The organism is Microbispora hainanensis, assembly GCF_006874475.1.
Lineage (GTDB): Bacteria > Actinomycetota > Actinomycetes > Streptosporangiales > Streptosporangiaceae > Microbispora > Microbispora hainanensis.
In genome coordinates, this window is record NZ_VIRM01000095.1 from 1 (window position 1) to 12,255 (window position 12,255).

The 12,255-nt window shown below is 70.5% G+C and carries 9 protein-coding genes; 4 read left to right on the plus strand and 5 right to left on the minus strand.

What is annotated here, in order from left to right; all coding sequences use genetic code 11:
• Positions 1–697: 697 nt before the first annotated feature.
• On the plus strand, positions 698–1,183 hold the full coding sequence (locus tag FLX08_RS39055) for a hypothetical protein (protein WP_142625298.1): 486 nt from the start codon (positions 698–700) through the stop codon (positions 1,181–1,183).
• 71 nt (positions 1,184–1,254) lie between these two features.
• Here FLX08_RS39055 and FLX08_RS39060 read toward each other — a convergent pair whose 3' ends face one another.
• Positions 1,255–3,408 (minus strand): glycoside hydrolase family 44 protein, encoded by a 2,154-nt coding sequence (locus FLX08_RS39060; RefSeq protein WP_208761960.1) that lies wholly within the window; start codon positions 3,406–3,408, stop codon positions 1,255–1,257.
• Between the two features lie 397 nt (positions 3,409–3,805).
• Between FLX08_RS39060 and FLX08_RS39065 the strand changes: the two genes are divergently transcribed.
• Positions 3,806–4,054: an NAD-dependent epimerase/dehydratase family protein gene (locus FLX08_RS39065; RefSeq protein ID WP_142625300.1), complete on the plus strand. Its 249-nt coding sequence runs from the start codon at positions 3,806–3,808 to the stop codon at positions 4,052–4,054.
• A complete protein-coding gene (locus tag FLX08_RS39070) occupies positions 4,051–5,331 on the plus strand; it encodes an enolase C-terminal domain-like protein (RefSeq protein WP_208761961.1) in 1,281 nt (426 codons plus the stop codon). The genes FLX08_RS39065 and FLX08_RS39070 overlap by 4 nt, the downstream gene beginning before the upstream one ends.
• 215 nt (positions 5,332–5,546) lie before the next feature.
• Here FLX08_RS39070 and FLX08_RS39075 read toward each other — a convergent pair whose 3' ends face one another.
• The 3 genes from FLX08_RS39075 to FLX08_RS39085 form a co-directional block, all read right to left on the minus strand.
• On the minus strand, positions 5,547–5,738 hold the full coding sequence (locus FLX08_RS39075; RefSeq protein ID WP_142625301.1) for a hypothetical protein: 192 nt from the start codon (positions 5,736–5,738) through the stop codon (positions 5,547–5,549).
• A 71-nt stretch (positions 5,739–5,809) separates the two neighbouring features.
• Positions 5,810–6,481 (minus strand): FadR/GntR family transcriptional regulator, encoded by a 672-nt coding sequence (locus tag FLX08_RS39080; protein ID WP_142625302.1) that lies wholly within the window; start codon positions 6,479–6,481, stop codon positions 5,810–5,812.
• A 135-nt stretch (positions 6,482–6,616) separates the two neighbouring features.
• Complete coding sequence (locus tag FLX08_RS39085) at positions 6,617–8,215, minus strand: lectin (protein ID WP_142625303.1); 1,599 nt, start codon at positions 8,213–8,215, stop codon at positions 6,617–6,619.
• A 571-nt stretch (positions 8,216–8,786) separates the two neighbouring features.
• Between FLX08_RS39085 and FLX08_RS39090 the strand changes: the two genes are divergently transcribed.
• A complete protein-coding gene (locus tag FLX08_RS39090; RefSeq protein ID WP_142625304.1) occupies positions 8,787–11,531 on the plus strand; it encodes a beta-L-arabinofuranosidase domain-containing protein in 2,745 nt (914 codons plus the stop codon).
• Positions 11,532–11,609: 78 nt separating this feature from the next.
• Here FLX08_RS39090 and FLX08_RS39095 read toward each other — a convergent pair.
• Positions 11,610–12,255, minus strand: a 646-nt coding sequence (locus tag FLX08_RS39095) for an NADAR family protein (RefSeq protein ID WP_425280669.1), incomplete at its 5' end; no start/stop codon positions are given.

Genomic DNA, 12,255 nt, shown 5'->3' on the forward strand with positions numbered 1-12,255 from the left:
TACTCTGAGGGGAAGCCCCTGCAGCGGATAGCCCGCGTCGAATGCCCTGAGCTAAGAACATCAGGAGGGCTGGACATGCCTCGTCTGGGGCAACCGGATGTGCGAACGACGCACACGGTGGAATTGGCCGCGCAGGTCGCGGCGGGACTCAGCCTCCTCATGTTCTGGCTCAACTTCCCCTTGGCCGGCCTTGCCGCCGTGATCGGACTCGCGCTTGCGGGTCTCCGCGCAAGGAAGGGGGCAGATCAGCCCATTATTCTCTATCGCTGGGTTGTGGCGATCTGCCTGGTTGTCCTGGTAGCTGTCGCGGTTCGCTGGTGTCTCTCGACTCCCGTCGAATACCTCATTGACCAGCGCTTACGGTCGGGAGAACCAATTCCCTAGCCCGGTCTCCGGCAAGTCGCCATGTCAACGGCAGGTATGCGAATCTCCGCCACCTCGCGACTTATTACATCGAAGGCGCTGGCGGCGATCCCGGGCCCTTCTGGGTTTCCTTCTGCAAGCGCGGCAGCGGGTGTCGCAACCTCCAGCCCCGCCGCGGCTCCTGTGGTGACCATCGGCTTTTCCAGGGCAGGCCCAGACGCCTGCCGCGCGTCAACTCCAGTCGCTCGCCGAGTTGGGCGACCTCGGTCCGGAGCCGCTGTGCGATCACGTTGTGCGATTGAATGTTGACAGGGAGTCGTCGATACTCGGCTGGGTGGATCGAAGCAGGTGGGGCAGGACCGCCACAGTGATCGCCGCGAGCGTGCTCCTGGCCTTTCCTTCGTCGTCCGGCGCGGCCTCCGCCGGTCCCGGGGGTGATCGGCCGATCGACTGCGGCGCCTGGCCGTTGCCGGACCCTCTGACAGTGCGGAATGTCACGCGCGTGTACTCGGCGACGAGCGCGAAATGGGCGGGAGAGGCGCACGTCACGCTCTGGCGCGGGGACGCGGGCCCAGATGGGGAGTGGCACTACTGGGCCACCCTCACCGGCCGTACGCGACCGGGGGACGCGGTCTGGCTGGACGTCTGGCCGCCGGGTGGCGGCCCCTGGCATCGGTGTGGGCCCTTCACCGTGGCCCGCGACGGCCAGACGGTCTCCTCCCCGATGGCCGTCTGGCGTGACTTCACCCTCGTCAAGGCGTGCGGGCGGCACGGCGACGTCAGCGCGTGCGGACGGGACAAGGGCGCGATGGTGGACTGACCCGGTGCCGGCGGGGAAGGGCCGGCACCGGGGCCAGGTGTCAGGGGGCCAGGTGTCAGGGGGTCAGTGCCTCAGCTCGTCGCGCAGGGCGAGCCGTTGAGCGTGAACTGCTTGGGCGCGGGGTTGGCGTTGTCCCAGCGGCCGAGGAAGCCGAAGGTCACGCTGCCTCCGTTCGCCGCGATCGTGGCGTTGTAGCTGGCGTTGGTCACCGTCACCTTCGACCCGCTCTGTGTGTAGGAGCCGTCCCACAACTGGGTCACGGCCTGCCCGTTGCCGTACGTCCAGGCGAGCTTCCAGCCCTTCACGGCCGTGGTTCCCCGGTTGACGATCCGTACCGCGGCCTGGAAGCCGCCGGGCCACTGGTTGGAGACCGTGTACGTCACCGTGCAGGCGGCGGCCGGCGTCGGCGAGGAGCTGGGGGACGGACTGGGGCTCGGGGAGGGGCTGGGCGACGGGCTCGGGCTGGGCGACGGGCTGGGCGACGGAGAGGGAGAGGGCGAGGGGGACGGGCTCGGCGACGGAGAGGGTGACGGCGAGACGGAGGGCGACGGCGAGGGCGACGGGCCGGAGCCGGCGGGGATCACGATGGTGCTGATCGAGTTTGCCGGGAACGTGCCGGTGAAGCCGCTAGCTCCGACCTGCACGTCGGCGTCGCGCTTGATTGCCGACGTGTCGGCCGCGCCGTAGCGGTAGACCTGCGCGGTCGCGCCGCCGTCGCGTCCCGTGACGGCGACCTGGCTGGTCAGGTCGTCGCCGGTCTTGTTCACCACGACGAGCGTGAGCGCGTCGTCGGAGGCCCGCTCGGCGGCGTACACCGCGAGCTTGCCCTGGTCGGCGCTGGTCGCACCCACGGCCGTCTCGCCGAACCGGCCGCCCTTGCCGTCGTAGTTCAGGTACATCCGGAAGGCGTACGCGCCGGGCTGGGAGGCCGTGGGCGGTCCCCACAGGGTGGCGAGGTCGAGGCCCTCACGGCCGAAGATGCCGAGGATGTCGGCCTGCGCGAGGGCGCCGTTGATGTGGCCGAGGGCGCCCCAGTTGTACTCGGTGATGGCGGTCTTGGTGCCGGGATACTCGGCGGCCACCAGTTCCTTCATCCGGGGGATGAGCCGCACCTGCGTGTTGATCCAGCTCTCGTCCGTGTACGACGGGTCCCACAGCGCGCGGGTGGAGCGTAGCCGCAGGGCGTCGGTGGTGGGGTCGCCGCCGGAGCCGAAGGCGATGCCGGACCCCTGGGGGTAGAAGTGCTCGTCGAAGTAGTCGAGGACGCGCAGGCCGTGCTCGTCCTCGTAGTTCTTCATCTGCCGCAGGTACCACGTGGTGAACGGAAGGCCGCCGCGGACCTCCTTGTCCGGAGGGTTCGACCAGCAGTTGGTCCGGCCGCAGGTCTCCTGGTCGAGGCCGGAGTAGTCCCAGGAGGACCAGCCCCAGCCGACCGGGCCGAGCGTCTTCGCGCCGGGGTCGGCGGCCTTCACGGCGGCGCCGATGAGGTAGGCCTTGTCACGCAGTTCGATCGAGCTCGCGCCTTCGGGGTGGACGTCCCGGTGGGTGCTGTGCCAGATGTCGGGCTCGTTGTCCAGGTTGTAGAACTTCACGCCGCCGCCCGAGGCGGTGCCGTACTTGCCGGTGAGGTGGCCGATCCAGTCCTGCACATACTCCGCGCCGGCCTCGACGCTCGTGTCGTGAGGGTCGTTGCCGGTGATCTTCGTGCCGTCGGGCTTCACTCCGTTGCCGCAGTCGGGACGCCACTGGTCGGTCTGCTGCTGCGGCCCGTACTTGGCGACGGAGAACCCGCAGGAGCCGTCGCGGCCCTTGGGGACCCAGCCGATCAGCGGGACCGTGAGGATGGTGGAGGTGCCGGTGCGCCGGTCCTGCTCGACGAACTGGTCGGCGGTGGAGCCGTCCGGCAGTTTCGACGGGTCGGGGTTGTCCTCGGCGATGTTCTCGAAGAACCAGTCGGAGGCGCGGTTGCTGGTGTCGTACAGGTAGTTGTAACGGGTCGTCGCGTTGCCGCCCCACCGGCGCACCGGGAGGCGCAGTTCCTTGGCCAGCGCCTCGTCGGCGAAGTTCATGCCGTAGATGTACGGGCTGATGGGGTGCCGCCCGGTGGTGGTGTCCACCGTCAGCGCCGGGCCGTCGGCCGCCGCGAGGGCGGGCAGCTGCCCGGCCGCGCCGATCGACAGGGCGAGCGCCGCGGCGAGGACGATCGGGAGCGTTCGCGTTCGCACGGGTCTCCTCTCGGGTCCCTGGGGGTTCGTGGAAGTCCTGAGGCCGCCGGATGCGAGGGGAGCACCCGTCGAGCGGCCAGGGGCAACGCTGGCCAAGACCTGGGGCGGGGAACAAGAACGCGGTTCGCCGGAGCACCGCGGGCACGCGCTGAGCAGCCACACCCCCGCACCGGGCGATGGAAGTTTCACGAGGACGCGGATTCGACGGGCCGAGACCGGGCGGGCTCGTGCTGTCCGCGCCGTCATGTGGCGCCGCCTCTGGTACGAGGCGGCGCACGACCGCGTCAACCGTTGTGGCCGGTCGGCGGATATGACCTTGACTCCCGTCGCCGGGCGCACGCATGCTGCTCTGGCCGTACACAAATCGTTTTGCGGACCGACCAGAACTGGGGGACACATGGCGGAGCTGACGCGCGGGGTCCTGGTGACGGGCGCCGCCGGGCGGGTGGGCCGGGCGACGCTCGACCTGCTCGCCCGGGAGGGCGTGCCGGCCGGCGCACCGGACCTGCGCGATCCCGGCGGCCTGAGGGCGGATCGCGTCGACGCCGGGCGCGCCGACGGCCCGGAGACGATGCGTGAGGCGCTCGACGACGTCGACGCGGTGATCCACCTCGCGGCGATTCCCGCAGCCGGGGAGGCGTCGTGACCCGCCCCATCGACGGCATGGCGGTCATGCCGGAGACGCAGGCCCCCTGGCCGGCCCGCGACGGCCTGCGGATCACCGCGGTCCGGTCGATCGTGACGGCCCCCGAAGAGGTGCCGCTGGTCGTCGTCCGCGTCGACACCAGCGACCCCGGCCTGTACGGCCTGGGCTGCGCCACCTTCACCCAGCGCTTCCACGCCGTGGCCGCGGCCGTGGATCGGCACGTCGGGCCGATGCTGATCGGCAGGCACCCCGCCGACATCGAGGACATCGCCCGGATGGTCCACCTGTCCTCCTACTGGCGCGGCGGGCCGGTGCTCAACAGCGCCCTGTCGGGCGTGGACCAGGCGCTGTGGGACATCGCCGGCAAGCGGGCCGGCATGCCGGTCTACGAGCTGCTCGGCGGCAGGGTGCGCGCGGCGGCCGACACCTACCTGCATGCGGGCGGGGCGACCGTGGAGGAGACGATCGAGAACGCCGCCGCGATCCTGGCGGACGGTTATCGCAACGTCCGGCTGCAGACGGGAGCCCCCGGGCTCGGGAACTACGGCGCACCGGGATCTCCCGGCGGCTACCCCGCCTCGCCGTACCCGGACGGCTGGGACGTGCAGCGCTACCTGCGGGAGACCCCCAAGCTGTTCGAACGGGCCCGGGCCGAGCTGGGGGAGGAGCCCGGCCTGATGCACGACGTGCACTCCCGGCTCACCGTCAAGCAGGCCGTGGCGCTGGCGCGGGCGCTCGAGCCGTACCGCCTGTTCTTCCTGGAGGACCCCATCCCGCCGGAGCTGTACGACCGGCTGCCCGAGGTGCGCGAGGCCGCGCCGATGCCGATCGCGGCGGGGGAGCAGGTCGCGTCGGTCGCCGACGCGGCCCGCCTGGTGAAGGACGGCGGGGTCGACCTGCTGCGCCTGCACGTCTCCGCGGTCGGCGGCCTCACCCCGGCGCGCAAGCTGGTGGCGCTGTGCGAGCTGACCGGGGTGGGCACGGCCTGGCACGCGCCCGCGGACGTGTCGCCGATCGGCGCTGCCGCCAACGTGGCCCTCGACGTCACCTCCCCGGCGTTCCAGATCCAGGAGGGACACGTCTACCCCGAGGCGGTGCACGAGGTCTTCCCCGGGACCATCAGCCCGGTGAACGGCTACCTCTACCCCAGCGATCGGCCCGGATGGGGCATCGACATCGACGAGGCCGCGGCCGTCCGGCATCCCCCGGTCACCCACCTGCACGAGCGCTGGGCGGCGCGGGTGCGGCGGCCGGACGGCGGAATCGAGGCCCCGTGACCCGGGGGAAACCCCGCGGCGCCCGCCCCCCGGCTCCGGCGGAAAGTCCGGCGAGGAGGGCGGCCCGGCCCTCGGACTGCCACTTCCTCAACGGCACGCGGTTCGACCGGGCGAGGGTCGCCGACGTCAACGACTTGCACGAGGCTCCGCAGGGCTGGGAGCTGCGAGACACCGATGGCGGCACGGGACGCTCTTACGCAAGCCTCTGGCCGGGGTCACCGTCCGGCTGACACGCGTGTGTGGATGAGAACCGCGGCCGCGGTGATGGCCGCCACCTCGATCCCGAGCAGCATGGGCGAGATCAGCACGCCGTAGATGAACGTGAGGGTCTTCGGGGCACGGGCAAGGTCGATCTGGAGATGCGGCAGCGTTCCTCCGGTGAAGCTGCCTGCGTTGGCGGTGCCCACCGACGGCACGCGAAAGACGGCCCGGAGTGAACGTCCAGGGCGTCGCCGTAGGCGCCGCGGGGCGCGCGGGTTCAGAGCGTGCGGCGAAGCCACTCCTCGACGCCCGCGACGTGGACCGTGGCCCACGCCCTGGCCACCTCCGGCCTCCGGGCCGCGATCGCCTCGCAGATCATCACGTGCTGCTCCCGGGTGTCGTCGAGCGCTCCCTCCTGGGTGAGGCCGCGCCACACCCGGGCCCGCGTCGTCGGCCCGGAGAGGCTGTCGATCAGCGAGCACAGCACCGGGTTGCCCGACCCCGCCGCGATGTGCTGGTGGAACCGCAGGTCGTTGGCGACCAGCTCCTCCACGCTGGGATCGCCGGGCAGCGCGTCGAGGATGGCACGCAGCTCCTTGACATCCTCGTCGGACATGTTCAGCGCGGCCATCGCGGTGGCCGCGGGCTCCAGCACCCGCCGCACCTCAAGGAACTGCAGCACGGTGTCGTCGCGGTGGAAGTCCACGACGAACGACATCGCCTCCAGGAGCAGGTGGGGCTGCAGGCTGGTGACGTACGTCCCGTCGCCCTGCCGTACGTCGAGCACGTTGATCAGGGCGAGGGCGCGGACGGCCTCCCGCAGGGAGTTGCGGGACAGGCCGAGCCGTTCGGCCAGATCGGCCTCCTTCGGCAGCCGATCGCCCGGAGCGAGCTCGCCCGACGTGATCATCTGCTTGATCTTGTCGATCGCCGCGTCCGTGACCGCCACGGAGCCTCCTCCACTGTTTCCTCGCGAACGAGGCCGCATACATCGGATGTCTAGCAGTGTAAAGGAGTGGAGGTCGGAGGAGTGCGCCCAGTGGGGCGCCCTCGGCGAGGACGCCCCGGTGACGTTACGGTGTGGTCAGACGCGGGTCCAGCGCTGGTTCGACTGGCCGTTGCAGGTCCAGATGATGACCTTGGTGCCGTTGGCGGTGCCGGCGTTGTAGGCGTCGAGGCACTTGTTCGCGCCGACGGCGGTGATGCTGCCGTCGGAGTTGAGCCGCCACTTCTGGTTGTTCTGCCCGTTGCAGTCCCAGATGATCACATTGGTGCCGTCGGCGGTGCCGGCGTTGTACACGTCCAGGCACTTGTTGCCGTAGACCCGCAGCTCGCCCGAGGCGGTCGGCGTCCACTGCTGGTTGGACTGGCCGTTGCAGTCCCAGATCTGCACCTGGGCCCCGTTGGCCTGCGAAACCCCCGCGACGTCCAGGCAGCGGCCCGACCCCACGCCCTTGATCGCGCTCGTCCCGGTGGGAGTGGGCGTGGGAGACGGCGTGACCAGCCCCCCTCCGCTCACGACGTACATCGCGGCCCCGTGCGCGGGCACTGACGCGCTGATCGTCCCGGACGAGGAGCCGGTCGTGTGCGCCCACAGGTCGCGTACGGAGTAGGAGGCGGCGGCGCCGAGGCCGAGGGCGGAGGCGGTGGTGGACACGGTCGCGGTGCCGCTGCCCCGGTTGAGCAGCACGACGGCGACCGAGCCGTTCGCCATCGGCTTGCGCCACACCTCCAGGTTGCCGTTGTCGCTGATCTTGTGGCCCTGTCTGCCGCCCCAGTCCTGGTTGACGGCGATGACCTCCGTGTTCGTGAGGATCGTGCGGGTCTCCGCGCTCATCGAGCGGATGTCGTTGCCCGCGATGAGCGGCGCGTTCAGCAGCGACCAGAGGCTGAAGTGCGCCCGGGCCTCGGTCGCCGTCAGCGAGCCGTTGCCGACTTCCAGCATGTCGGGGTCGTTCCAGCCGCCCGGCCCCGAGTAGGCCTCCAGCCCGACCTGCTGGTCCAGGATGCCCATGACCGAGTTCCAGTTCGCCTGGATGTCGCCCGTGGTGCGCCAGGAGTTGCCGGTCTGCATGCCCCAGGTCCAGACGCTCTCCTGGCCCCAGTTGCACAGGCTGAACAGGATCGGACGCCCGGTGGCGGCGAGCGCGTCACGCATCGCCGTGTAACGCTGCTGCCCGTTCTTGCCCTGGTGGTCGCCGCAGTTGTCGTACTTCAGGTAGTCGATGCCCCAGGAGGCCCACAGGGCGGCGTCCCGCCGCTCGTAGCCCAGGCTGGCCGGATAGCCCGCGCAGGTCGTGGTGCCCGCCGACGAGTAGATGCCGAGCTTCAGTCCCTTGGAGTGGACGTAGTCGGCCAGGGCCTTCATCCCGTTGGGGAACTTCTGCGGGTCGGCCACCAGGTCGCCGTTGGCGTTGCGGCTCTTGGTCGACCAGCAGTCGTCGATGTTGACGTACGTGTAGCCCGCCGCCGCCATGCCGCTGGAGACCATGACGTCGGCGGTCTGCCGCACGAGGTTCTCGTTGACGTTGCAGCCGAAACTGTTCCAGTCGTTCCACCCCATCTGGGGCGTACGGGCGAGCCCGTTGTCCAACGCGGCGGCCGGTGACGTCATGCCGCCGGTCACGACCAGGGACCCGGCGGCCAGCACCGCCGCCAGCGCCCATCCAACGATCCTGCGCATCTGACTCCTTGTCCGTGGCCGGCCCGTCGCCCTCGGCGCGGGGCCGATTGCTGTTATCGATAACATCGCGCGCCGGGCCGGTCCTCCTGCCGGTTGCTCATGGGTGTGCGGCGGAGCAAATACGACCCCGCGGGTCCCGTCAAGGGGGCTCCGGCGCGTACGGTTCGCGGGATGCCGCGCCGCCTGCCCTTACCGGGCCGGGGTCGCCGGCTATGACGCGCGCGCGGTTGAAAGTTTCAGCGGATCCCGCCATGGATGGACGCTTTCCGGAACGTTGCCACGACGGCTTTTCCATCACCGCAGGTAGGAGAGTCTCTGTAGGGCGCGGTCGCGCGAAACTTTCTGGCACGGTCTTGACAGTTTTCGGGACGCGTTCCCAGACTGAGCCCGGGTGGTCTCCTGTCGGAGCGGTGGTGGGCGGCGGTTTCGCCGCCCACCACATGCTCCCCACGACAGGAGGAAAGCCTGTTGTTCCGCGGGTGTCCCGCGCCTCGTTCGACGTCATCCGGCAGGGGATGGCGAATGCGCGATTTTGGTAGCGCTAACACTACGCAGATGTTCAGGAGGACACGTGCCGCCCTCATCCTTCAGCCGACGCAGGTTGCTCCACGCCGCCGGCGCGGCCGTCGTGGCGTCCGCAGTCGGGGAGGTCGCCGGCTCGCGGGCCGCCCAGGCCGATGTCGCGCCGGCCCGGCCCGACATCGGCGTGTCGGCGTACGCCTTCGAGCTGGGCCAGGTGCGGCTGACAGGGGGCCGCTGGCTGGACAACCAGAACCGGACGCTGTCCTACCTGCGGTTCGTCGACGTCAATCGGCTGCTCTACAACTTCCGGGCCAACCACCGCCTGTCCACCGGCGGCGCGGCCACGAACGGCGGATGGGACGCCCCGAACTTCCCGTTCCGCACCCACGTCCAGGGGCACTTCCTCACCGCGTGGGCGCAGGCGTGGGCGGTGCTCGGCGACACGACCTGCCGGGACAAGGCCACCTACATGGTGGCCGAGCTGGCCAAATGCCAGGCCAACAACGGCGCCGCCGGCTTCAACGCCGGATATCTGTCCGGCTTCCCCGAGTCCGACTTCTCCGCGCTCGAGGCCCGCACGCTGAGCAACGGCAACGTGCCGTACTACTGCGTCCACAAGACCATGGCCGGCCTGCTCGACGTGTGGCGTCATATCGGCAGCACCCAGGCGCGCGACGTGCTCCTGGCGCTGGCCGGATGGGTGGACTGGCGGACCGGCAGGCTGAGCGGCAGCCAGATGCAGGCCATGCTCGGCACCGAGTTCGGCGGCATGAACGCGGTGCTCACCGACCTCTACCAGCAGACCGGCGACGCCCGCTGGCTGACCGTGGCGCAGCGGTTCGACCACGCGGCCGTGTTCACCCCTCTCGCGGCCGGCCAGGACCAGCTCAACGGCCTGCACGCCAACACCCAAGTGCCCAAGTGGATCGGCGCGGCCCGCGAATACAAGGCGACCGGCACCACCCGCTATCGGGACATCGCCACCAACGCCTGGAACATCACCGTCGGCGCGCACACGTACGCGATCGGCGGCAACAGCCAGGCGGAGCACTTCCGGGCCCCGAACGCCATCGCCGGGTATCTCACCAACGACACCTGCGAGCACTGCAACAGCTACAACATGCTCAAGCTGACCCGTGAGCTGTGGCTGCTCGACCCCAACCGGGCGGCGTACTTCGACTTCTACGAGCAGGCGCTGTTCAACCACATCATCGGCGCGCAGAACCCGTCCGACGGCCACGGGCACGTCACCTACTTCACGCCGCTCAAGCCGGGCGGCCGCCGCGGCGTCGGCCCGGCGTGGGGCGGCGGCACCTACAGCACCGACTACACCTCCTTCTGGTGCTGCCAGGGCACGGGGGTGGAGGTCAACACGGCACTGATGGACTCCGTGTACTTCTACAACGGCACCACCCTGATCGTGAACCTGTTCACGCCGTCGGTGCTGAACTGGACCCAGCGGGGGATCACGGTCACCCAGACCACGTCCTATCCGGCGAGCGACACCGTCACCCTGCAGGTCGACGGCAACGCCGGCGGGTCGTGGCCGATGCGCGTGCGCATCCCCGGCTGGGCCACCGGGGCGACGATCAGCGTCAACGGCGAGCAGCAGAACGTCGACACCACCCCGGGCTCCTACGCGACCCTCACCCGCGTCTGGGCCTCCGGCGACACCGTCACGGTCCGCCTGCCGATGCGCGTGGTCATGAAGGCCGCCAACGACAACCCCAACGTCGCGGCGATCACGTACGGCCCGGTCGTCCTGGCGGGGAACTACGGCAACACGGCGCTGTCGGCGCTGCCCGCCCTCGACACCTCCTCGATCAGCCGCACCGGCACCACGGGGCTGACGTTCACGGCCACCGCGAACGGGTCGCCGGTCACCCTCGGCCCGTTCCACGACGCCCACGGGTACAACTACACGGTCTACTGGAACACCGCCGGCGGTGGCGGCGGAGGCGGGAGCGCGAGCTACCGGCTGGTCAACGCGGCCAGCGGGCTCGTTCTCGGCATCCAGAACATGTCCACCGCCGACGGCGGTCTCGCCCTGCAGTGGACCGACAGCGGCACCGCCGACCACGACTGGGAGCTGGTCGTCGACGGCACCGCCGTACGGCTGCGCAACGTCAACAGCGGCAAGGTGCTGGGGGTGGAGAACATGTCGACCAGCGACAACGCCCGCGTCCTGCAGTGGAGCGACAACGGCACCGCCGACCACCGCTGGACGATCGCCGACGTCGGCGACGGCTCCCACAAGATCCGCAACGTCAACAGCGGCAAACTGCTGGCCATCCAGGGCGCCTCGACCGCCAACGGGACCCAGGCGGTGCAGGACTCCGACAACGGCAGCGCGGACAACCAGTGGCGGTTCGTGCCGAACGGCGCCCGGCGCATCCAGAACCTGGCCAGCGGGCTGGTGCTGGGCGTGCAGAACATGTCCACGGCCGACGGCGGCCTGGTGATCCAGTGGGGCGACAACGGCACGGCCGACCACCTGTGGACCGCCGTCGTGGACTCGGGCGGCTACCTGCGCCTGCGCAACTCCAACAGCGGCAAGGTGCTCGGCGTGGAGAACGCGAGCACGGCCGCCGGGGCGCGGGTGCTCCAGTGGGCCGACAACGGCACCGCCGACCACCGGTGGCGGCTGCGGTACGGATCCAACGGATACTTCCGCATCCAGTGCGCCAACGGCGGCCGGGTCCTCGGCGTCAGCGGCGGCTCCACCGCCCAGGGCGCCCAGATCATGCTCGCCGACGACAACGGCACGGGCGACCACCTGTGGCGGTTCGTCTAGTCCGGAGATGCGCGGGCGGCGTCGTACGTGGGACGGCGCCGTCACATCACGCGGAAGAGAGCGGCGCGGTGTCCGCGTTCACGAGCCGGGCTTCAACGCGTCACGGGCCGCCATCAGGGCGAAGCCGAGCAGGTTGAGGCCCTGCCAGGTCGAGGCGCTGGCGGCGCGTTCGTCGTCGGCGGCCAGGCCGATGCCCCAGATCCGGTCGAGCGGGCTGGCCTCCACCAGGACCCGGTCTCCGGTCGCGAGCAGGAAGCGCGACAGCTCGGGGTTCTGGCCGAACTTGGCGGTGCTGCCGCGGACCACGATGTCGAACCGGTTGGCGACCCAGACCTGGTCGTCGAAGCCGCGTACGACGCGGCCGAGCTGCTTGACCTCGCGCGGGTGGCCTGCCGCGAGGATGCGCTCGGCGGTCTGCTCGTCGCCGAACAGCCAGGCCTTGTGCGCCATCATGTAGTGCTCCGCGGAGGCGAAGGTGTGGCCGTCCTCGGTGAAGGCGGCGGGCCACCACTGCGACAGGCAGCCGGGACCGATGCCGCCGTCGCGGGCCGGCCGGTGGCCCCAGAAGTACAGGTAGCGCGGGGCGCGGCCCGCCTGCTCGGCGGCGATGGCCTCGTCCACGCTGCGAGGCGCCGGAATCTGCTCGGACACGCCCATACCGTGCCACAGGCGACCGCCTTCCGGCCATCGAGTTACGACGGCCTCCTCGCGACGCGACCCGGGG

Bases quoted from the DNA above. Each gene is read 5' to 3' on its own strand.
- FLX08_RS39065 (WP_142625300.1), top strand. From the start codon at position 3,806: ATGGCGGAGCTGACGCGCGGGGTCCTGGTGACGGGCGCCGCCGGGCGG.
- FLX08_RS39085 (WP_142625303.1), bottom strand. From the start codon at position 8,215: ATGCGCAGGATCGTTGGATGGGCGCTGGCGGCGGTGCTGGCCGCCGGG.